19 protein-coding genes are annotated in these 19,612 nt (G+C 71.9%); 8 read left to right on the top strand and 11 right to left on the bottom strand.

The genetic code is table 11. The annotated features are described in order from the left end of the window. Nucleotides 1-592 precede the first annotated feature (592 nt). From ACWGI2_RS28670 to ACWGI2_RS28680, 3 genes are read right to left on the bottom strand one after another with little or no spacing between them, the layout of a single operon-like run. Nucleotides 593-1,090: a hypothetical protein gene (locus tag ACWGI2_RS28670; protein WP_453698878.1), complete on the bottom strand. Its 498-nt coding sequence runs from the start codon at nucleotides 1,088-1,090 to the stop codon at nucleotides 593-595. 44 nt (nucleotides 1,091-1,134) lie between these two features. Next, on the bottom strand, nucleotides 1,135-1,779 hold the full coding sequence (locus ACWGI2_RS28675) for a response regulator (protein WP_453698425.1): 645 nt from the start codon (nucleotides 1,777-1,779) through the stop codon (nucleotides 1,135-1,137). Next, on the bottom strand, nucleotides 1,776-2,918 hold the full coding sequence (locus tag ACWGI2_RS28680; protein WP_453698879.1) for a sensor histidine kinase: 1,143 nt from the start codon (nucleotides 2,916-2,918) through the stop codon (nucleotides 1,776-1,778). Before ACWGI2_RS28680 ends, ACWGI2_RS28675 begins: the two co-directional genes overlap by 4 nt. A gap of 320 nt (nucleotides 2,919-3,238) precedes the next feature. On the opposite strand from ACWGI2_RS28680, the gene ACWGI2_RS28685 reads away from it, so the two are divergent. The 3 genes from ACWGI2_RS28685 (at nucleotide 3,239) to ACWGI2_RS28695 (ending at nucleotide 5,614) form a co-directional block, all read left to right on the top strand. Then, nucleotides 3,239-3,796 carry a GlcG/HbpS family heme-binding protein gene (locus ACWGI2_RS28685; protein ID WP_453698427.1) on the top strand — a complete coding sequence of 186 codons (558 nt, stop codon included), beginning with the start codon at nucleotides 3,239-3,241 and terminating at the stop codon, nucleotides 3,794-3,796. A 97-nt stretch (nucleotides 3,797-3,893) separates the two neighbouring features. Continuing rightward, entirely contained in the window at nucleotides 3,894-4,499 is a 606-nt protein-coding gene (locus ACWGI2_RS28690) for an ankyrin repeat domain-containing protein (RefSeq protein WP_453698428.1), read from the top strand. After that, nucleotides 4,496-5,614 (top strand): YncE family protein, encoded by a 1,119-nt coding sequence (locus ACWGI2_RS28695; RefSeq protein ID WP_453698430.1) that lies wholly within the window; start codon nucleotides 4,496-4,498, stop codon nucleotides 5,612-5,614. The genes ACWGI2_RS28690 and ACWGI2_RS28695 overlap by 4 nt, the downstream gene beginning before the upstream one ends. Before the next feature lie 9 nt (nucleotides 5,615-5,623). Here ACWGI2_RS28695 and ACWGI2_RS28700 read toward each other — a convergent pair whose 3' ends face one another. Beyond that, nucleotides 5,624-7,066 carry an FAD/NAD(P)-binding protein gene (locus ACWGI2_RS28700; RefSeq protein WP_453698432.1) on the bottom strand — a complete coding sequence of 481 codons (1,443 nt, stop codon included), beginning with the start codon at nucleotides 7,064-7,066 and terminating at the stop codon, nucleotides 5,624-5,626. A 168-nt stretch (nucleotides 7,067-7,234) separates the two neighbouring features. Here ACWGI2_RS28700 and ACWGI2_RS28705 point away from each other — a divergent pair, with 168 nt between their 5' ends. Next, on the top strand, nucleotides 7,235-8,374 hold the full coding sequence (locus ACWGI2_RS28705; protein ID WP_453698433.1) for a LuxR C-terminal-related transcriptional regulator: 1,140 nt from the start codon (nucleotides 7,235-7,237) through the stop codon (nucleotides 8,372-8,374). 51 nt (nucleotides 8,375-8,425) lie between these two features. Then, nucleotides 8,426-9,883, top strand: a complete 1,458-nt coding sequence (locus tag ACWGI2_RS28710; protein ID WP_453698434.1) for a M1 family metallopeptidase — start codon at nucleotides 8,426-8,428, stop codon at nucleotides 9,881-9,883. Between the two features lie 4 nt (nucleotides 9,884-9,887). On the opposite strand, the gene ACWGI2_RS28715 is transcribed toward ACWGI2_RS28710, so the two are convergent. From ACWGI2_RS28715 to ACWGI2_RS28730, 4 genes are all read right to left on the bottom strand, one after another. Continuing rightward, nucleotides 9,888-10,403 carry an N-acetyltransferase family protein gene (locus tag ACWGI2_RS28715; protein ID WP_453698435.1) on the bottom strand — a complete coding sequence of 172 codons (516 nt, stop codon included), beginning with the start codon at nucleotides 10,401-10,403 and terminating at the stop codon, nucleotides 9,888-9,890. A 26-nt stretch (nucleotides 10,404-10,429) separates the two neighbouring features. Next, nucleotides 10,430-11,266 (bottom strand): phosphoenolpyruvate hydrolase family protein, encoded by an 837-nt coding sequence (locus ACWGI2_RS28720; RefSeq protein ID WP_453698436.1) that lies wholly within the window; start codon nucleotides 11,264-11,266, stop codon nucleotides 10,430-10,432. A 28-nt stretch (nucleotides 11,267-11,294) separates the two neighbouring features. Beyond that, the gene (locus tag ACWGI2_RS28725) at nucleotides 11,295-12,545 is read right to left on the bottom strand and encodes a Tm-1-like ATP-binding domain-containing protein (protein ID WP_453698438.1); all 1,251 of its coding nucleotides are present in this window, start codon (nucleotides 12,543-12,545) and stop codon (nucleotides 11,295-11,297) included. Between the two features lie 132 nt (nucleotides 12,546-12,677). After that, nucleotides 12,678-13,253, bottom strand: coding sequence for a TerD family protein (locus ACWGI2_RS28730; protein ID WP_249589187.1), 576 nt, complete (start codon nucleotides 13,251-13,253; stop codon nucleotides 12,678-12,680). 197 nt (nucleotides 13,254-13,450) lie between these two features. Between ACWGI2_RS28730 and arfB the strand changes: the two genes are divergently transcribed. Further along, complete coding sequence (gene arfB / locus ACWGI2_RS28735; RefSeq protein WP_453698880.1) at nucleotides 13,451-13,888, top strand: alternative ribosome rescue aminoacyl-tRNA hydrolase ArfB; 438 nt, start codon at nucleotides 13,451-13,453, stop codon at nucleotides 13,886-13,888. A 106-nt stretch (nucleotides 13,889-13,994) separates the two neighbouring features. On the opposite strand, the gene ACWGI2_RS28740 is transcribed toward arfB, so the two are convergent. After that, nucleotides 13,995-14,519: a flavin reductase family protein gene (locus ACWGI2_RS28740; RefSeq protein WP_453400845.1), complete on the bottom strand. Its 525-nt coding sequence runs from the start codon at nucleotides 14,517-14,519 to the stop codon at nucleotides 13,995-13,997. A 407-nt stretch (nucleotides 14,520-14,926) separates the two neighbouring features. On the opposite strand from ACWGI2_RS28740, the gene cdgB reads away from it, so the two are divergent. Continuing rightward, complete coding sequence (gene cdgB / locus ACWGI2_RS28745; protein ID WP_453400712.1) at nucleotides 14,927-16,600, top strand: diguanylate cyclase CdgB; 1,674 nt, start codon at nucleotides 14,927-14,929, stop codon at nucleotides 16,598-16,600. A gap of 75 nt (nucleotides 16,601-16,675) precedes the next feature. Further along, nucleotides 16,676-17,659 (top strand): carbohydrate-binding protein, encoded by a 984-nt coding sequence (locus ACWGI2_RS28750; RefSeq protein ID WP_453698439.1) that lies wholly within the window; start codon nucleotides 16,676-16,678, stop codon nucleotides 17,657-17,659. Between the two features lie 33 nt (nucleotides 17,660-17,692). On the opposite strand, the gene ACWGI2_RS28755 is transcribed toward ACWGI2_RS28750, so the two are convergent. Together ACWGI2_RS28755 and ACWGI2_RS28760 are read right to left on the bottom strand one after the other, a co-directional pair. Further along, nucleotides 17,693-18,541 carry a class II fructose-bisphosphate aldolase gene (locus ACWGI2_RS28755; RefSeq protein ID WP_453698440.1) on the bottom strand — a complete coding sequence of 283 codons (849 nt, stop codon included), beginning with the start codon at nucleotides 18,539-18,541 and terminating at the stop codon, nucleotides 17,693-17,695. Between the two features lie 79 nt (nucleotides 18,542-18,620). Continuing rightward, nucleotides 18,621-19,553: a 1-phosphofructokinase family hexose kinase gene (locus ACWGI2_RS28760; protein ID WP_453698441.1), complete on the bottom strand. Its 933-nt coding sequence runs from the start codon at nucleotides 19,551-19,553 to the stop codon at nucleotides 18,621-18,623. Nucleotides 19,554-19,612 lie beyond the last annotated feature (59 nt).

Consider the following 19,612-nt stretch of genomic DNA (forward strand, 5'->3'; position numbering starts at 1 on the left):
TATGTCCGTCCTCGCTATCGTCCGGTGGCCGTGGGGGTGCTTCGGCGCCGGAGTCTTCGGGAGCTGTGCTCCGGGCAGACATACCGGCACGTCCCCTCGCGTGCGTGGCCGGCTGCGGGTGCTTGGTGCGCTGCGGGGCTGGTGCGTGTGTGGGTGCGGGGCCGCGCCGGTATGTCCGTCCTCGCTATCGTCCGGTGGCCGTGGGGGTGCTTCGGCGCCGGAGTCTTCGGGAGCTGTGCTCCGGGCAGACATACCGGCACGTCCCCTCCCGTGCGCTGCCGACTTGCGGGCGCGTGTGGGCCGGGGCTCCCAAGGGTGGGGCGGGGTGATGCCCCCGTTCCCCACCCACCCGCGTCGCCGACTGCGGGCGCGTGCGGGCCGGGGCTCCCCAGGGTGGGGTGCGGTGCTGCCCCATCGATGTCCCCCCCCGTTCCCCACCCACCCCTTCTGCGCCCCCCTCGACACCGCGGGGCAATCGGGTGGGTGGGCGGGAAAGCTTGTTCGTTCAGGGGTGGATGCGGGGTGATCGGGCGGGTGGGTGGGAGAGCCCGTTCGGCGCGAGGAGGCTGCGGGGGGGGGGTCCGTTGGGCGCCTACGCCCGGGGAAAGCGGGACTGCAGCGTCCAGATCGTGGGGTTGTCCCCCAGGGACTCGTGGAGGTCGATGAGGTCCGCCAGGAGGTCCTGGAGAAAGTCCCGCGCCTCGCGTCGCAACTCGGAGTGGGAGAACGTGAGAGGAGGGTCCTCCGCCCGCATCCAGTCCGCCTCGATGTCCACCCAGCCGAAGCGCCGCGTGAACAGCATGCGGTCCGTCGACTCCGTGAAGTCGAGCTCGGCGTACTGAGGGCGGGAGGCCCGGCTGCCTCGCGGATCCTGGTCCACCTGCTCGACGATGTCGCACAGCGCCCACGCGAAGTCCAGGACGGGAACCCATCCCCAGGCTGTGGACAGCTCCCGGTCCGCCTTCGTGTCCGCGAGATACACGTCCCCGCAGAACAGGTCGTGCCGCAGCGCGTGAACGTCCGCGTTGCGGTAGTCGAACTGAGGAGGGTCGGGAAAGCGGTGGGAGAGGGCGTAGCCGATGTCGAGCACGTGGTCGATGGTGTCATGGCCCCGGAGGGGCGGGACGGCGCCGCTCACGGCAGCAGCCGCTGCTCCTTCGCCACCGCCACCGCGCCCGCCCTCGTATCCACCCCGAGCTTGTCGTAGATCCGGCCCAGATGCGTCTTCACCGTGGCCTCGCTGATGAACAGCGCGCGGGCGATCTCGCGGTTGCCGAGGCCCTGGGAGAGCTGCGCGAGGATGTCGAGCTCGCGGTCGGTGAGGGTGGGCAGCGGCTTGCGCATGCGGGCCATCACGCGGGACGCGACCGGCGGGGAGAGCGTGGTGCGGCCCTGCGCGGCGGCGTGGATCGCGGCGAAGAGCTCTTCTGGGCGTTCGGCCTTCAGGAGGTAGCCCGTCGCGCCCGCCTCGATGGCGCGGGTGATGTCGGCGTCCGTGTCGTACGTCGTCAGGACCAGGACGTGGGGCGGCGCGGGGGTGCCCGTCGACGTGATGCGGCGTGTTGCCTCTACCCCGTCCATTCCCTCGCCCAGTTGCAGGTCCATCAGGACCACGTCCGGGGCCAGCTTGGCGGCGAGCGCGATCGCCTCCTCGCCCGTGCCCGCCTCCCCGACCACCTCGATGTCCGGCGCGCTGCCCAGCAGGGCGAGCAGTCCGGCGCGTACGACGATGTGGTCGTCGCAGACCAGGAGGCGGACCGGGGGTGCGGGGGTCGTCATGGGGTCTCCTCCGGCGTCAAGGGGATCGCCACCGAGAGCACCGTGCCCTCGCCCGGTGCCGACTCGATCGTCAGTGTCCCGCCGAGCTGCCGTGCGCGGGCACGGATCGCGGGCAGCCCGTGGCCCCGCCGGTCGGGGGCGGGCGGCTGGTCGGTGGGCGTGAAGCCGCGGCCGTCGTCCGCGACGTCGAGTACCACCTGGTCGTCCAGGTGTGTGAGCGTCAGCGCCGCCGTCGTCGCGTGGGCGTGCTCCGTCACGTTGGCCAGGGCGCCCTGGGCGATGCGCAGGAGCGCGGACTGCGTCCGGTCGGGGAGCGGGGCGGGCGTGCCTTCGGCGTGGAAGCGGACCGTGAGGCCCGCGTCCCGCGCGGTGCGCGCGGCCAGCGTCCGCAGTGCCTCGTCGAGGCCGCCGCCGTCGGCGAGGTCGGCGGGCGCGAGGTCGTGCACGAAGCGGCGGGCCTCGGCCAGGCCGCGTTCGGTGATCGACTCGGCGGTACGGACATGGGTGCGGGCCTTGGCCGGGTCCGTGTCCCAGACGCGGTCGGCGGCCTGGAGCAGCATCTGCTGGCTGGACAGGCCCTGGGCGAGGGTGTCGTGGATCTCCATGGAGATGCGCTGGCGCTCGGCGAGTGTGCCCTCGCGCCGCTCGATGGCGGCCAGTTCGCGGCGGGTGCGGATGAGGTCGTCGATGAGCGTGCGCTGGCGGGCCGCCTGGCGCTGCATGTAGAGGAAGACGGCGGTCGCGACCGCCGCCCAGGCGGGCGGCGCGAGCAGCAGGTTCGGGTCGAAGCTGCCCGCGAGCTGCAACTGCGCGACGACCACGAAGGCCGTCAGGACGGCCACCAGGAACAGGGCGGCGCGCGGTGGCAGCGTACGCAGGCCGGTGTAGAAGAGCGGCACCGCGCACCACGCGAAGCTCGGCGCGAGTATGACGAGCACGACCCAGACGGCCACGACGAGGATCAGCCAGGTGAGGCGGCGCGGGGCGGTGGGGCGGGCGCCGATGGTGGGGCCGAGCACGTAGAGGAGCGCGAGGGAGACCGAGAGCGCGATGATCCACGGTGTGCGCGGTTCGCCGGGGTGCCGCATCAGGAACCGGGTCAGCGACGAGCCGAGGAGAAGGAAGAACGCCGTGTGCATGACGGCCGCGAGCCAGCGCGAGTCGGGGTCCTGCGGGGCGCCTTCGGCCTGCTCCACGGCTTCGCTCCTTCCGGCTTCCGACTCGCTGCTGAACTGCGCAAACAACCTCATTGTGGCCCGTCGGGATCACCAGGGGGTCAACCGATCGGCTGACCCTCGTGTCGGCCGAGCCGCGGGCAGGTAGCAGCCGGTACGTCGAGGGGTGGGCCCCGGATGCGGCCGGAGGATTGATCGCAGAGAGGAAACAACAACCTCTCCCCGGATCTCCGCCTTCACCATCACCTTCACCTTCACCACCACCTTCGCCTGAGGAGCACCCCATGCAGAAGCTCTCCCGCCGCACCCGTGTCCTGACCATCGCCGCCACCGCCGCCGTCCTCGGCGCCGGAACCTTCGGCGCCGTCTCCGCGAGCGCCGAGTCCCCGGCCGCCGCTCCCAAGGCCGCCGTCACCGCCGACGCGGGCAGCAAGAACCTCACGCAGTCGACGCACCTGAACATCGACGCCGCGACCAAGGCCGCCCAGGCCACCCTCGACGCCGCCGAGAAGGAGAACCAGCGCGTCTCCGTCGCCGTCGTCGACCGCAACGGCAACACCATCGTCGAGCTGCGCGGTGACGGCGCGGGACCGCAGTCCCCCGAGTCCGCCGTGAAGAAGGCGTACACCGCCGTCTCCTGGAACGCGCCCACCTCCGAGCTGACCAAGCGCCTGGAGCAGGCCCCGAACCTGAAGGACATCCCCGGCACCCTGTTCCTCGCGGGCGGCGCTCCGGTGACCGCCAAGGGCGCGCCCATCGCGGGCATCGGTGTCGCGGGCGCCCCGAGCGGCGACCTGGACGAGAAGTTCGCGAAGGCGGGCGTCGCGTCGCTCGGCCGCTGAGGCCGCGCTGAGCCGCACTGAAGCCGCGATGCTGAGGCTGTTTCCGGTCCGTACGACCGTCCGTACGACCGTCCGTACGACGACGAGGAGGACGATCATGGCAAGGACCGCAGAGGACCAGCGGCTGCTCGACGCCGCACGGGCCGGGAACGCCGACGAAGTGAGAGCCGCCCTCGACGCGGGAGCCCGCGTCGAGGCCCGCGACACCGAGCTGCGCACACCGCTGCTGCTCGCCGTCACCGGCGACCACGTCGAGGCTGCACGGGCCCTGGTGGCCGCGGGCGCCGACGTCGACGCCCAGGACCACCGCGCCGACAGCCCCTGGCTGGCGACCGGCGTGACCGGCAGCGTCGCCATGCTGCACGTCCTGCTTCCCGCGGGGCCCGACCTGAAGCTCCGCAACCGCTTCGGCGGGATCTCCGTGATCCCCGCTTCGGAGCGCGGACACGTCGCGTACGTACGGGAAGTCCTGCGCGTCACCGACATCGACGTCGACCACGTCAACGACCTCGGCTGGACCGCCCTGTTGGAGGCCGTGATCCTCGGTGACGGCGGTCGCGCGCACCAGGAGATCGTGGCGCTGCTGCTCGCCGCGGGCGCGACGCCCGGTCTCGCCGACCGGGACGGCGTCACGCCCCTCGCGCACGCGGAGCGCCGCGGTTTCGCGGAGGTCGCCGCACTGTTGAGGGGGGCCGCCTCGTGAAGGCTCCCCGGACGGCGGCCGTCGCTCTCCTGGGTGCCGCCCTCCTCGCGGGCTGCGGCACCGCAGGAGACAGCCAGGCGGCCCCCGGCACCGAGACCACCCGCGCGACCGCCACGGCCACCCTGCCCGCGGAACAGCGCACCCCCGACGGCACCCTCCTGGTGGCCGACTTCGGCTCGGACACCGTCACGTTCGTCGACCCCGAGCGCGGCCCCATCCAGTCCGTGAAGGTCGGCACGGCCCCCTACGGCCTGACCGTGGGCGACGACGGCCGCGCCTGGGTCGCCACGGCGGACGCCGTGGCCGTCGTCGACACGCGCACCCGCGAACGCGTCGACCGCATCCCGTACGAGACCGACAGCGGCCCCACGACGACCGGCGAGTACCGCGGCGGCGGCATGGGCATCGCACTCTCCCCGGACGGCGAGCACGCCTATGTGGGCGTCAACGTGCCTGACGGGAAGGGGACGTTGGAGGTCATCGACACCGAGAAGCGCGAGGTCACGGACACCGTGCCGGTGGGTCGGCGCCCCTTCGACGTGGACGTGTCGAAGGACGGCCGCGAGGTCTACGCGACCAACCACGACTCCTTCGACGTGACGGTCGTACGCGCCGACTCCCTGAAGCCCCGCCGCATCGAAGTCGCCCCGTACGGCACGGAAGGCGGCCTCGGCTCCTGGCTGAAGCCGCACTACGCCGCCGTACGCCCCTCGGACGGCAAGCTCCTGCTGCCCTTCGAGGGCGAGAAGCTCGTCGTGCTCGACCCGCGCACCGGCGAGTCCGACATCGAGAAGATGACGGCCAACACCCATCAGCACGGCGCGCGGATCACGGACGACGGCACGCTGTTCGCGGTCGGCACGGGACCCATCGACCCGTCGTCGGACAAGGGGCCCTCGCTGACCATACGTACGAAGGACGGCGAGGAGAGGGTCTTCCCGCTCGAAGGGCCGCACGAGGACGTCGCCGTCTCCGAGGACGGCGGCACCGCCTACGTCACCGGCGGCTTCACCCGCGACGGATTCTGGAACGGGATCACCGTCATCGACCTGAAGAGCGGCGAAACCCGCCGACTCCCGGCAGGGGAACGCCCGTTGGGCATCGCGGTTCTGTAGGACCTGTACTCAGGGGGCCCGGAGGGCCTGGGCCGTGCGGGACGCCTGGGCGGCGACGCCGGGGATGCTCGACGTGATGAACGAGCCGCCGCCGGTCAGGTCTCCGACCACATGCACGCGCGGATCGGCGGGGATCAGACCGCCCGCCGGATGGAGCGTGGCCAGGCCGCAGTCCACCAGGGACCAGACCAGGCGCTCGGCGGCGGCCGGGACCGCTTGCGGCGGCGGGTTCACGGCGTTGATGACGAGGTCCGTGGTGCGTTCGCCGCCGCCGTGGACACGGAAACGGCCGTCCACCAGCTCGATCCCCCGTAGCCCGCGCTCGACGGTCAGTTGCTCCGAATCCAGGAGCCGCGCCAGGACCGCCGCGTTCCCCGGAATCATGGGCGATGCCACGCCGGTGGCTGTGCGGAGATGACGCCGAAGCCGGGCCCGGTCGGCTTCGGGCAGCAGCCGCCACGCGTACGGGCCGACGGTGTGCGCCGCCTGCTGAAGCACCCGGCGGCCCAGCCGGGGGTCGTCGACGGTGGCGAGCTGTCGCCGGAGACGCAGGGTCGGGTCCTCGGCCCCGGCGCCGCCGAGATCGGCCATGAGCGCTTCGAAGTCCTCGCCGGCGTCCACGAGTTCCGCGCGAAGCAGCCCGATGAGGTCGTCGAGCGTGACGCGCCCCCGCGCCTTGTGCAGCTCAGCCACGCGCTCGGTCGTCACGTGCCGCGGGCGCAGGTCGTACGGGCGCTGCCAGACGTGCGGCAGCATTCCGCCACGCGAAAGCAGCGTGATCCGCCCCGCGTGCCCGCGTGCGGCGAGCGACACGACGACGTCCACGGCGGTCAGGCCGCTGCCGATGACCGACACGTCGCTCCCGGCCGGGACCTGTTCGAGCGTGGCGGCCAGTGGATAGGGGTCGGCTGTGAAGCCCGGGTTGCCGACGAGGCCGTACAGGTCAGGCGGCGTTCCTCCGCCCACGCACAGCACCACGTGGGTGGCCTCGTACTGCTGCGTGTGGTGTGTGTGGTGTGTATGGATGGCGAGACGTGGTCCCGAGTGGGTCACCCCGGTCACGCGGGCAGCCACGACGCGTACGAGCCAGCCCTGCTCGCTCAGGGCCGCCACGGCCTTCTCCGCGGTGTGCTCCAGATACTCGCCGTAGAGCGCACGCGGGACCAGCGGCTGGCCCAGGAGCTCGTCCAGGTGGTCGGCGCCCCGTTCGCCCCGTTCGCCGAGCCAGGCCGCGTAGTGGCCGAAGTCGCCGTTCCGGATCGACATGATGGCGGGCGGCGCGTTCACCAGCACCGAATCCAGGTCCGGTCCGTACGGCCGCCCGCGCCACAGCCGCGGCGAAGGCTCGAAGACCGTGATGGTGCCGCTCCCGCCCTCCGTCGCGGTCAGCGTGGCCAGTGCGTCGAGGAGGCCGACCGCTGCCGCGCCCCCTCCGATGATCGCGATGTTCATCGTTTCCCTCTCCCGTGGTCGTGCTGGACGTGTGCGACCGACCTTCGCCAACGCCGCCCGAGAGCCCCATCCCGCGCGCGTGGGTGATCGGCCGGGAACAGCCCCCCTCAAACGAGGGGTTGGTGCCGCGTGGTGGACAGGGCAGGCTGATCAGCGGAGGGGATGCGCATGACCGATCAACGCCGGGCGGTGCTTTCGGCCGCCGAACAGGCCCTGAACACCGGTGAGTTGTTCAGCCGAACCTCGGCCGGGCTGCGGCGGCTCGTGCCGTTCCACTCCGCCGTGTGGACGGCCGCCGACCCGGAGACCGGCCTGATCACGGCGCCGATGCTGGTGCAGAACCTCGGCTCGGGCGAGGGCTGTTACGCCTACTGGGAGAGCGAGCTCCTGGAGGAGAACATCGTGCCGTTCCGCGAGCTGGCCCGCGCGACCGTACCGGCGGCCGGGCTGCGCGCCGCCACCGGCGGCCTGCCCGCCCGCAGCGCCCGCTTCCGGCGCCTCCTGCTGGGCCAGGGCGTGCACGACGAGCTGCGTGCCGTACTGCGGATCGGCGGCAGGCCATGGGGCCTGGTGAGCCTGTTCCGCACCACCGACGCGTTCCGCCCGGACGAGATCGCGCTGCTCGCCGGCCTGTCACGCCCGCTCGCCGCACGCCTGCGCGGGTTCGCCCGGCCGCCCGCGTCCGAGTCCGAGTCCGCGTCCGAGTCCGCGTCCCGCACGGACGCGCCCGCGCCGGGCCTGATCCTCTTCGACGCGTCCGGCGAGGCCATGTCCGCCAACGACGAGGCGCGGCAGCACATCGCCCTGCTGCCGAAGGGCCCTTCCTTCCCCTCGGCGCTGGGGCTGAAGCTGCCCATCTGGGTGGTCGGCACGGCCTTTCAGGCGCGGGCCGTCGCCGAAGGACGCGCCCGCCACGGCAACGCCCGCGTGCGCATCCGGACCACCGAGGGCCGCTGGCTGGTCTGCCACGCCTCCTGCCTCACGGGACCCGGCGGCAGTCCGGGCCCCGTGGCCCTCGTCATCGAGCCCGCGGCACCCGCCGACCTGGCGGTCCTGGTCGCGGACGCGTACGGCCTGACCTCGCGGGAGCTCCAGATCACGCAGCTCATCGCGCGCGGGATGAACACCTCGGAGATCGCCGCGGCGCTGTTCATCTCCCCGCACACGGTCCGCGACCACCTCAAGGCCGTCTTCACCAAAGCCCGCGTCTCCAGCCGCGGCGAGCTGGTCGGCAGGCTGTTCGCCGAGCACTACTGGCCCGCCCTGCCGGGCCGCGTTCCCGGTGGGGCCCCGGTGGAGACCCGTTGAAGCCCGCGAGGGCTGCACCTGACAGCTCCACCGGAAAGCCCCACCGAACATATGCCGCATAAGATCGCATCCGTGCACCCACGATCCACGGCGCCCCGCGGCACATCGGCCGCCGCCATCGCCGCCATCGCCGCCCTCGTCCTCACCGCCTGCAGCGGCTCCGGAGTGCACGGCACGCCCGGAGCCGACGGTGTGCGTGACCCGTACTTCCCCATGCTGGGCAACGGCGGCTACGACGTCGCTCACTACGACCTGGCCATCGGGTACGACCCCGACGCGCGTCACCTCACCGGCACGGCCGAGGTCACGGCGCGCGCGACCCAGGACCTCAGCGCCTTCAACCTCGACCTCAAGGGCCTGGAGGTGAAGGGTGTGAGCGTCGAGGGGAAGGACGCCTCCTTCCACCGTGACGGGCAGGAGCTGACGATCCGGCCCGCGGACGACCTCGACAAGGGCGAGACGTTCCGCACCATCGTCCGCTACTCCGGCAGCCCGGAGACCATCACCGACCCGGACGACTCCAAGGAGGGCTGGCTGCGGACGCAGGAAGGTGCCGTCGCGCTGGGCGAGCCGTCCGGCTCGATGGCGTGGTTCCCCGGCAACAACCATCCGTCGGACAAGGCCTCGTACGACATACGCGTCACCGTCCCCCGGGGCCTGAAGGCCATCTCCAACGGTGAGTTGACCCGCGAGTCGACCAAGAACGGCCGCACCACCTTCGCCTGGCACAGCGCGGAGCCGATGGCGAGCTATCTCGCGACGGTGGCGATCGGGCCGTACGAGGTGAAGAAGTCGACGACGAAGTCCGGCATCCCGGTGCTCACGGCGGTGGAACCCTCCGAGGCCAAGGCCAGTGCGAAGGCGCTCGCCCGCATCCCCGAGATCCTGGAGTGGCAGGAGCTGAACTTCGGCCCCTACCCCTTCTCGTCGACCGGCGCGATCGTCACCCGCGAAGGGGACGCGGGCTACGCCCTGGAGACCCAGACCCGCCCCACCTATCCCGGCGCCCCCGACCCCCAGCTCATCGTCCACGAGCTGGCCCACCAGTGGTTCGGGAACTCCGTGACGCCCAAGTCCTGGCGGGACATGTGGCTGAACGAAGGCTTCGCGACGTACGCCGAGTGGCTCTGGCAGGAGGACAACGACGGCGACAGCGCGCAGGAGATCTTCGACCAGGTCTACGCGGGCGACTACTACGAGGCCAAGGAGGACAACGACGCCATCTGGGCCTTCCCGCCCGCCAAGCCGCCGTCCGCCGCGAACATCTCGGACAGTCCGGTGTACGAGCGGGGCGGCATGGTCATCCACAAGATCCGCCAGGCTGTGGGCGACGACACCTTCTACGACATCGTGCAGGGCTGGACGAAGGCCCACCGCCACGGCAACGCGGACACCGAGGACTTCACGCGCTACGTGGAGAAGCACGCGGGCGGCGATGCGGCGCGCAAGAAGGTGCGCGCCATCTGGGGCCCGTGGCTGTACGGGGACGGGAAGCCGGCCCGGCCGTAAGGCGTCACGGCAGCGGCTTGCGGAGTACGGCGCAGGGGCGGCCCGCGTCCAGGTCGCGCCGGTGGTCGATGACCTCGTACCCGAGCGTGCCCCAGAAGGCGAGCGCCGCCTCGTTCCCTTCCAGGACGGCGATCCGTGCCCCGTCGCGGCCGTTCCCCCGGAACCGCTCCTCGATCTTGCGCACGAACTCCCGTCCGTACCCCTTGCGTTGCTGTCGGGCGTCGACCATGAGCAGGCCGATCCATGGGTCCGGGTCGGCGGGGTCGGGATGGTGGTCCAGCGTGATGCCGATGCCGACGACCCGGCCCTCGGACCGCGCGACGAGCACCTGCGCCCCCGGCACGGCAAGCTCGTCCGCGAGCGCGGCGGCGACCTGCTCGGGGCGGATGTCGTCGGGGTCGGGGAAGTCCCCGGAGAGGGCGTGGAAGACGCGGTTCGACGCGTACAGGGCGGTGAGCTCGGTGAGCAGCTCGCCGGGGAGCGCGCCGTCCTCCGCGGGGGTGAGCGGTTCGAGGATCATGCGGCGCAGGGTAGCCGCCGACCCGTTCAGCCGCCCGTCTTCAGGGACTTGAAGGCGCGGGTCTGGTCCACGATCGCGCGCTCCGTGGGGAGGCGTTCGATCGAGGACGCGCCGAAGAAGCCGACGATGCCCGTGGTGCGGGACAGGACGTGCGCCGCGTCCTGCGGTTCCGCGATGGGGCCCCCGTGGCACAGGACCAGGATGTCGGGGTTCACGCGCTTGGCCGCGTCGTGCATCTCCTGGACCGCCGTCGCCGCCTGGTCGAGGGTCATGGCCGTGCCCGCCCCGATCGCGCCCTTCGTCGTCAGGCCGACGTGCGGGACGAGGACGTCCGCTCCGGCCCGTGCCATGTCCGCCGCCTGGTCGGGGTCGAAGACGTAGGGGGTCGTCAGGAGGTCGCGGGCGTGGGCCTCGCGGACCATGTCGACCTCCAGGCCGTAACCCATGCCGGTCTCTTCGAGGTTGGTGCGGAACGTGCCGTCGTACAGGCCGACCGTCGGGAAGTTCTGGACGCCGGTGAAGCCCATCCGCTTCAGCTCGTCCAGGAAGCGGCCCATGTCCCGGAACGGGTCCGTGCCGCACACCCCGGCGAGGACCGGGGTGTCCTTCACCACCGGAAGCACCTCCCTGGCCATGTCCACCACGATCGCGTTCGCGTCGCCGTACGGGAGCAGGCCCGCCAGGGAGCCGCGGCCCGCCATCCGGTAGCGGCCCGAGTTGTAGATGATCAGGAGGTCCACGCCGCCCTCCTCCGCGCATTTGGCGGAGAGGCCCGTGCCCGCTCCCGCCCCGATCACCGGATTGCCCTTAGCGACCTGGGAGTTGAGGCGCGCCAGGGCTTCCTTGCGGGTGATCTGCGTCATGGGGTGCTCCTTGAGTGGGTCAGGGGTTTCAGGGCGTCTGCTTCAGCGCGCGTGAGCTGATCAGCTCGTGCAGGCGGTCGGCCATCGCCTCCGCGAACGACGCGTCGTTGATGTGCGCGTCCACCTCATGCAGTCGTACGTCACTGCCCCGCACCGTCGTCCGCAGCGCGTCGAGGCCGGCCGCGTCCGCCGCCCTGTCCTCGAACGGGCCGCCCGCGACGTCCACCGCCGAGACCCCGCGCAGCGGCCAGAAGAACTCGGCGGGGCCGCGCGCGGCGGTGAGCCGGTGGCCGAGGGTGGCGCCGAGCGCGGCCATCTCCTCGGCAGTCGTGCGCATCAGGGTGACCGTGGGGTTGTGGACCAGGAGGGTGCGGTCCGCGAAGCGGGGCGGGACCGTCGGCTCCGGGCCGAAGTTGACCATGTCGAGGGCGCCGGGGGCGACCACCTGCGGGATGCCCGCGCGGCCCGCCGCGGTGAGGCGCTCGGGGCCCGCGGAGAGGACGCCGCCGACCAGCTCGTCGGCGAGTTCGGTGGTCGTCAGGTCGAGTACGCCGTCCAGGAGGCCGTCGGACGCCAGTTTCTCCACCGCACGGCCGCCCGCGCCCGTGGCGTGGAAGACCAGGACCTCGTAGCCGAGCGCGTCGAGGCGGGCGCGGGCCGCGTCGATCGCGGGCGTCGTCACGCCGAACATCGTCGCGGCGACCACCTTGCGGCCCTGGCCCGCCAGTTCGTCGTGGTCGCGCTCGAAGCGGCGTGCCATGCCCGCGGCTGCCGCGGCCGCGTTGCCGAGAACCTGCCGGGAGACGGCGTTCATGCCGGAGATGTCCACGACGCTGTGCATCAGGGTGAGGTCGCTGCTGCCCACGTACGGCGCCACGTCACCGCCCGCCATCGTGCTGACCAGGACCTTCGGCACCCCGACCGGCAGCGCGCGCATCGCCTGCGCGGCGATCGACGAGCCGCCGCTGCCCCCGGCGGCGAGCACCGCGTGCAGCTTGCCCCGCCGGTGCAGGTCGAGCACCACCTCGGTCACGCCGTCCGCCATCGCCGCCACGGCCGCGCCCCGCTCGCCCGCACCGCGCAGCTTCGCCAGGTCGTGTCCGGCCGCGCGGGCCACGGCGTCGGCCGGCACGTCGGGGGCGGGGGTCTGCGGGGGCGCGGGCAGTATGCCGGCGTCGATCAGCAAGGTGTCGCTGCCGTACTCCCTGAGCCGGTCGCGCAGCCAGGCGTACTCCGCGCCTTTGGTGTCGAGCGTCCCGACCAGCACCACGGTCGCCATGGCCCTCACACTCCCTCAAGTGGTGGGTGGTGCTGCCGATCCTCCGGCCCCGGAGCCGTCGCGGCAACCACGAGGGCCCCCGGCGGAGATTCCGCCGAGGGCCCTCGGGAACTGCTAACTGGGCTGCGGACCTCAGACGTTGACGCCGAAGTCCTGCGCGATGCCGACGAGGCCGGAGGCGTACCCCTGGCCGACCGCGCGGAACTTCCACTCCGCGCCGCTGCGGTACAGCTCGCCGAAGACCATGGCGGTCTCGGTGGCGGCGTCCTCGCTCAGGTCATAGCGGGCGATCTCCGTGCCGCCGGCCTGGTTGATGATGCGGATGAAGGCGTTCCGCACCTGGCCGAAGTTCTGCGAGCGGTTCTCCGCGTCGTAGATCGAGACCGGGAAGACGATCTTGTCGATGTCGGCCGGGAGGCCCGCCAGGTTGACCTTGATCTGCTCGTCGTCGCCCTCGCCCTCACCCGTGACGTTGTCACCGGTGTGCTCGATGGTCTGGTCCGGCGTCACCTTGTTGTTGAAGAAGACGAAGTGCTGGTCCGAGAAGACCTTGCCCTGCGGGTTCACCGCGATGGCCGAGGCGTCCAGGTCGAAGTCGGTGCCAGTGGTGGTGCGGACGTCCCAGCCGAGGCCCACGGTGACGGCGGTCAGGCCCGGAGCCTCCTTGGTGAGCGAGACGTTGCCACCCTTGGACAGGCTTACTGCCATTGTTGGGAGTCCCTTCCCTCGTTGCGTACGAACGGGCTTCGTACTGGGGACGAAGCTACCGTCACCCCTATGAACGTCGACCGGGGTCCCAGAGGTTCCAGTTCCTTTTACTTTCTTTACTCGTCCCTCGCGTCACTCCCGACGCAAGCGTGGCGCGCCGTAAATACGGGTGACGTGGACCGGACAGACACGGGACCATAGGACCCATGTCCGGTCCCTATGTCATCCGCGGCTCCGTCTCCCTGCCCGAGGCCGAGCTCATGTGGCGCTTCTCGAGGTCGTCCGGGCCGGGCGGTCAGCACGTCAACACCAGCGACTCGCAGGTGGAGCTGCGGTTCGACCTGGCCAACACCCAGGCGCTGCCCCCGGTGTGGAAGGAGCGCGCCCTGGAGCGGCTCGCGGGACGGCTCGTCGGCGGCGCCGTCAGCGTGCGCGCCTCCGAGCACCGTTCCCAGTGGCGCAACCGCGAGATGGCGGCCACCCGCCTCGCCTCGCTGCTCGCGGAGGCCACCGCTCCGCCGCCCCGGCCCCGCCGCGCCACGAAGATCCCCCGGGGGATCAACGAACGGCGGCTGCGCGAGAAGAAGCAGCGCAGCCAGACCAAGCGCGGCCGCTCGGGGGAGGGCTGGGGCTGAGCCCCGGCTCCTCGGCAGCTGAGCCCCCGCCTTCCCGGCTGCTGAGCAAACAGTCCCGGAAGCAAAGACTGTTCAACCCAAAACCATCGGCTCGGTCCCGAAAGCCTCAGCCCAGCTGTCGGTACTTCCCCTTGAAGTACGTCAACGGGCCCCCGTCGGCGCTCGGCAGAGCAGCCGAAAGTACTCGCCCGATGACAAGGGTGTGGTCACCCGCTGTCACCGTCTGCTCGGTCCGGCACTCCAGCGTCGCGAGCGCGCCGCCGATCAACGGCGCCCCGGACGTCTCCCCCCGGACGTAGGGAATGTCCTCGAAGAGCAGCCGGTCGCTGATCCTGCCCTTCATCGCGAACCGGCCCGCGATGTGGCGCTGGCTCTCGGAGAGCACCGAGACGCCCCACAGCGGCTGCTCGGCGAGCAGGTCGTCCATCCGGGAGCCCTCACGCAGGCTGACCAGCACGAGAGGCGGGTCGAGGGACACGGAGAGGAAGGCCGTCGCGGTCATGCCGACGTCCTCGCCGACCGGCGCCTGGGGGTCGTCCGCGTCGAGGGACGGCTCGCAGGCGGTCACCAGGACCACACCCGCGGCGAGCCGGGACATGGCGGCGCGGAACTCTTCGTTGCTCACCCCCACAGGATGCCCGTCGGGGGACGGGGCGCGGGGGGAGGGCGGGGCAGGGGGAGTCGCGGAAGCGCTCTCCGGAGATGTCTTCAGTACGGGAACCACGGGAGTGACGCTAGCCCCGCCGCCCCTGTCGCCACATCGGGCCGAGGTCCGAGACCGGGCCTAGGACCGAAGGCCGATGCTGCGTGGCACCCTCAAAAGGTGTGCGACGGCCAAGTGGACTGGACCAACGAAGGCTTCCCATCTGTGACTTGAGTCACAGGACCCATATTTTGTTGACCCTGTGTACCGGGTGAGCTGCTCGCTGTGATTCAGTGACGGTGGCAATCGGACACTGAGAGAACTCAGGTACGACGAGAACACTAAGGGCGCTGCGAATCCTGGAGTTGCTGTCGAGGTCTCGGGGAGAGCGAGCAATGGAGACCGAGTCGGAGCCGTACGTCCGTCTTGCGACCCTGCGGCAGCTGCATCAGGTGGTGGCGGATCTCAACACGGCCCGGAGCCTGGCGGACACGCTGCAGACCGTCGCCGACGGCGTGGTCAACGGCCTTGGCTATGAGCTGGCGTGCGTCAATCTCGTGCGCCCTGACGGCGACCTCGTGGTCGCCGCCTTCGCGGGCAACACCGCCGCCGAGGCCCTCATCACAGGCCGCGTCGGCTCCCGCGAGGCCTGGGAGAAGCGGCTCTCCATGGGCGAGCCCTGGGGCGCCCTGAGGTTCATCTCGTACACCGAGGGCTGGGTCCTCGACGAGGACGACGTCCCGCAGTGGTACACCGACGGCCCCGAGCCCCGCTTCGAGGACGAGTGGCACCCCGCGGACCGCCTCTTCGCCCCGATGTACGCGACGGGCGCCGCCGGCGGCGAACTGCTCGGCGTGATCTCAGTGGACCGCCCCCGCAACGGCCGCAGGCCCGGCGCCTGGGGCCGCGAGGCCCTCCAGATGTACGCCTTCCAGGCCGCCATCGCGATCAGCAACGCCCGCCTTCGCGCCAACATGCAGCGCGCCCTGGTCCGCCTGGAGCGCGAGCAGCAGGCGCTGCGGGCCAGCGAGGAGTCCTTCCGCCAGGCCTTCGAGTACGCCCCCTCCGGCATGGCCATCGCCGAGATGGGCGGCGACCAGCACGGCCGCATCCTGCGCACGAACGACGCCCTGTGCCGCCTGCTCGGCCGCCCCGCGTCCGCGATGCGCCGCTACTCGTTCTCCGACCTGGTCCACCCCGAGGACATCGGCACGCTCCTGCGGACCTCCGCCGAGGGCGGCCGCGCCGAGCTGCGCCTCGCGCGCCGCGACGGGACGTACGTCTGGGTGTCCCTGCGCAACTCCGTCGTCGCGGACGCCGCCGACGGGCCGCGCTTCCTCCTCACCCACGTCGAGGACATAGAGGAGCGCAAGCGCCGCGAGCTCCAGCTCGCGCACCGCGCCTCGCACGACTCCCTCACCGGCCTGCCGAACTCCGCCGAGCTGCGCTCCCGCCTCAGCGCCCGTCTCTGTCGCCGGCCGCACGCGGGCCAGCCGAGCGCGGTGGATTCGCTGGACGCGGCGTACGACGGCGTGTACGACGCGGACGGGCAGCACAGCTTCGACTACGGCTCGAACAACGCGCACGCCCTCCAGCAGGGCGGCGAGGGCTTCGACCACCACGTGCACACCGTCGCGCCGCCCGAGGGGCACGGGGACACGGACGACGGCACCAAGGGCCTCGCCGTGCTCTTCTGCGACCTCGACGGCTTCAAGTCGATCAACGACCGCTTCGGGCACCACACGGGTGACGCCGTGCTCATCGAGGTGGCCAGGCGGCTGACCAGCGGTGTCCGTGACGGGGACACGGTCGCCAGGCTCGGCGGTGACGAGTTCGTCGTCCTCGCCGACGGGCTCGGCCGCGCCGACGCGCAGGACCTCGCGGTCCGGCTGCGGAACGCGATCATCCCGCCGATCCGGGTGGACGGCCGTGCGGTGCGGGTCGGTGCCAGTTTCGGCATCGGATGGGCCCATTGCGGGATGTCGGCTGACGAGGTGTTGCACTCCGCTGACCAGCGGATGTACGTGGAGAAACGGTCACGTGCCAAGCAGCACAGGCGGGCCGGATGAGGCGGACGCCACCCCTTGGGCTCACCGGGAGCGGGTAGGCTCCCCCGGTCAGCGATATGAGGGAGTGACCTGGGAATGACGCCCGGCAATAACGGCGACCACACGCCGAACCCGCCGGAGGGCGACGACGATCCGTTCGGCTATCTGTACGAAGACGGACAGGCGGCCGGCGCCACCCCGCCCAGCGGCGGGGGCGGCTACGGGTACCCCGGTCAGCGGTCCTCGTACAACCAGGTGCGCGCGGTCGGCGACCGCCGCCCGAACGCCTACGGCACGCAGTCCGCGCCCACGTACGGCCAGCAGGTGCCGCCGCAGCAGCAGGCCTACGGCCAGCCGAACGCGCACTACGCCGCTCCGGAGACGCAGCCCGGCGGGGCCCCCACGACGCCGCAGTACACCCCGGCGTCCCGAGGCTCCGGCGGCCGCGGCGGCGGCCCCAACACGAAGGGCCTCCTGATCGCCGCGATCGCGGTCGTCGCGGTCGTCGCCATCGGGATCACCGCCGCGATGCTGTCGGGCGGCGGCGACGAGGGCGGCGAGAAGGAAGCGGGCAGCGGCTCCACCCAGGCCGAGTCGGTCAAGCCCAGCGAGAAGCCGACGAAGAAGCCCGAGGACCCGGTCGAACTCCCGAAGACGGACGCGAAGGCCCTGAAGCTGGAGGGCGGCACGACCACGGCCTCGGACATAGAGGGCGCCGAGTCCGACGGCGGTGTCTACGTCTCCGGGTTCGACAAGGTCGGCGCCCAGGTGACGTGGACCGTCAACGGCATCCCCGAGTCCGGCTCGTACAGCCTCCACGTGAACTACGGCGTCCCCGGCAAGGACTCGAACGCCACCATCCTGGTCAACGGCAAGAAGCAGACCCGTCCCCTGAACATGAAGAACTTCGCCCACGCGGAGGAAGGGGACTGGGAGAAGGGCTGGACCAACACCTGGGCGGTGGTCCAGCTCACCAAGGGAACCAACTCGGTCACGCTCACCTGCGCCCAGAGCGACCTGTGCGGGACGACCGGGGCGAACATCGACAAGATGTGGCTCGTGGAGGGCAGCAAGGGCTGAGCCCTCCACGCCCGTCCAGGGCTCCCCCTGGGGCTACTTCAGCAGCCCCAGGAACCCCGCTACCGTCCCGGCCATCGCCTCGCGAGCCGGGGCGAGGTATTTCCGGGGGTCTACGCCCTTCTCGTGGGCGCCGAGGTACGCGCGCACCTCGCCCGTGAACGCCGTGTTGAGGGCCGTGCCGACGTTGATCTTCACCATGCCGGATGCCACCGCCGCCCGGATCTCCGCGTCCGGTACGCCACTTGAGCCGTGCAGCACCAGTGGTACGGGGACTGCCGTGGCGAGGGCGGCTATCAACTCGTGGTCCAGCGTTGCCGTGCGGGACGTCATCGCGTGGGAGGAGCCGACCGCCACCGCGAGGGCGTCGACTCCCGTGGCGGCCACGTACGCCGCCGCCTCCTCGGGATCCGTCCGTACGCCCGGCGCGTGTGCGTCCAGCGGGGCCTCGCCCTCCTTGCCGCCCACCTTTCCCAGCTCCGCCTCGACCCAGATGCCCCGCTCGTGGCCCCAACGCACCGCGTCCGCCGTCGCCTTGACGTTCTCGTCGTACGGCAGCTTCGACGCGTCGAACATCACCGAGCTGAAGCCCTCGGGGTGCGCGGCCCGCAGGAGGTCCGGGTCCATGACGTGGTCCAGGTGCAGGGAGAGCGGGGACGAGGAACTCCTGGCCACCGCTGCCGCCGCCGCTGCGATCGCGGAGAGGTTGCCGCCGTGGAACTTCACGGCGTTCTCGGAGATCTGGAGGATCGCGGGGGTGCCCGCCCGCTCGGCGCCCGCGGCGATCGCTTCCGCGTGCTCCAGCGTGATCACGTTGAACGCGGCGACCCCGCGCCCCGCCGCGCGCGCGTCGGAGACCAGCTCCCCGGTGGATACGAGTGGCACGATGAATGTCCCCAATTCCTGGGCCGGCACGGCCCGTTGTGCGTCGCATTGTGCGTCGCCCACGCGGTGACGCGCGTTCTCACGCCGCGGTGGCCTCCCCGGTCACCGCGACCCGCGCGAGCAGGTCTTCGTACGTCGAGGGCACGAACTCGCCCGCCACGGGGGACTCGACCGTCGCCGCGGACAGCGCCACGGCGCGCGCGAGGCGGTCCGGCCACGGGAGTTCCTCCACCAGGGCGGAGAGCAGACCCGCCACCGCCGAGTCACCGGCGCCCGTCGGGTTGCCGCGCACGCGGGTTGGCGGGGCCGCCTGCCAGGTGCCCTCAGGCGTGACGGCGCGCAGGCCCTGTGCGCCCAGGGACGCCACCACGGCGTGCGCGCCCCTGCGGCGGGCGTCACGGGTCGCCTGGGCGGGCTCGTGGGAGCCGGTCAGCTCGGCCAGTTCGTCGGCGTTCGGCTTGACGATGTCGGGGCGTGCGGCGACGCCACGGCGCAGCGCCTCGCCGCTGGTGTCCAGGAGCACGGGGACCTTGGCCGCGCGTGCGGCCCGTACGAGCGTCGCGTACGCGCCGACCGGGACCCCCGGCGGCAGGCTTCCGCAGAGCGCCACCGCCGCGGCACCCCGGCGCAGCAAGTCCTCGTACGACTCCTGGAACGCGGCCCATTCGGCGGGTGAGACCGGCGCTCCCTGCTCGTTCAGCTGCGTCGTGTCGCCGGTCGTCGCGTCGACGATGGCGAGCGTGCGGCGGGTGGCGCCCTCGACGGGCACGAGCGCGTCCGTGACGCGGGGCTCGCGCGAGAGGTGCTCGTGCAGGACGCGGCCGGTGTCGCCGCCCGCGAAGCCGGTGACCGTCACGTCGTGGCCGATGGCCGCGAGGACGCGGGCGACGTTCAGGCCCTTGCCGCCGGGCCGTTCGATGACCTCGGTGACGCGGTGCGAGGCGTGCGGGGTGAGGGCGGGGACCCGGTAGGTGATGTCCAGGGCGGCGTTCAGCGTGACTGTGAGGATCACTCGTCACTCACCTCTCCCCGATGGCCACGAGATGACTGCTTTCGGGGCTGATCATGTCA

The sequence above is a fragment of the Streptomyces sp. NPDC054866 genome (assembly GCF_053610745.1).

Bases quoted from the DNA above. Each gene is read 5' to 3' on its own strand.
- ACWGI2_RS28715 (WP_453698435.1), bottom strand. From the start codon at position 10,403: ATGATCCTCGAACCGCTCACCCCCGCGGAGGACGGCGCGCTCCCCGGC.
- ACWGI2_RS28675 (WP_453698425.1), bottom strand. From the start codon at position 1,779: ATGACGACCCCCGCACCCCCGGTCCGCCTCCTGGTCTGCGACGACCAC.
- ACWGI2_RS28680 (WP_453698879.1), bottom strand. From the start codon at position 2,918: ATGCACACGGCGTTCTTCCTTCTCCTCGGCTCGTCGCTGACCCGGTTC.
- ACWGI2_RS28710 (WP_453698434.1), top strand. From the start codon at position 8,426: ATGCCGCATAAGATCGCATCCGTGCACCCACGATCCACGGCGCCCCGC.
- ACWGI2_RS28730 (WP_249589187.1), bottom strand. From the start codon at position 13,253: ATGGCAGTAAGCCTGTCCAAGGGTGGCAACGTCTCGCTCACCAAGGAG.
- ACWGI2_RS28720 (WP_453698436.1), bottom strand. From the start codon at position 11,266: ATGACGCAGATCACCCGCAAGGAAGCCCTGGCGCGCCTCAACTCCCAG.
- ACWGI2_RS28690 (WP_453698428.1), top strand. From the start codon at position 3,894: ATGGCAAGGACCGCAGAGGACCAGCGGCTGCTCGACGCCGCACGGGCC.
- ACWGI2_RS28750 (WP_453698439.1), top strand. From the start codon at position 16,676: ATGACGCCCGGCAATAACGGCGACCACACGCCGAACCCGCCGGAGGGC.
- ACWGI2_RS28685 (WP_453698427.1), top strand. From the start codon at position 3,239: ATGCAGAAGCTCTCCCGCCGCACCCGTGTCCTGACCATCGCCGCCACC.
- cdgB (WP_453400712.1), top strand. From the start codon at position 14,927: ATGGAGACCGAGTCGGAGCCGTACGTCCGTCTTGCGACCCTGCGGCAG.
- ACWGI2_RS28700 (WP_453698432.1), bottom strand. From the start codon at position 7,066: ATGAACATCGCGATCATCGGAGGGGGCGCGGCAGCGGTCGGCCTCCTC.
- ACWGI2_RS28705 (WP_453698433.1), top strand. From the start codon at position 7,235: ATGACCGATCAACGCCGGGCGGTGCTTTCGGCCGCCGAACAGGCCCTG.
- ACWGI2_RS28725 (WP_453698438.1), bottom strand. From the start codon at position 12,545: ATGGCGACCGTGGTGCTGGTCGGGACGCTCGACACCAAAGGCGCGGAG.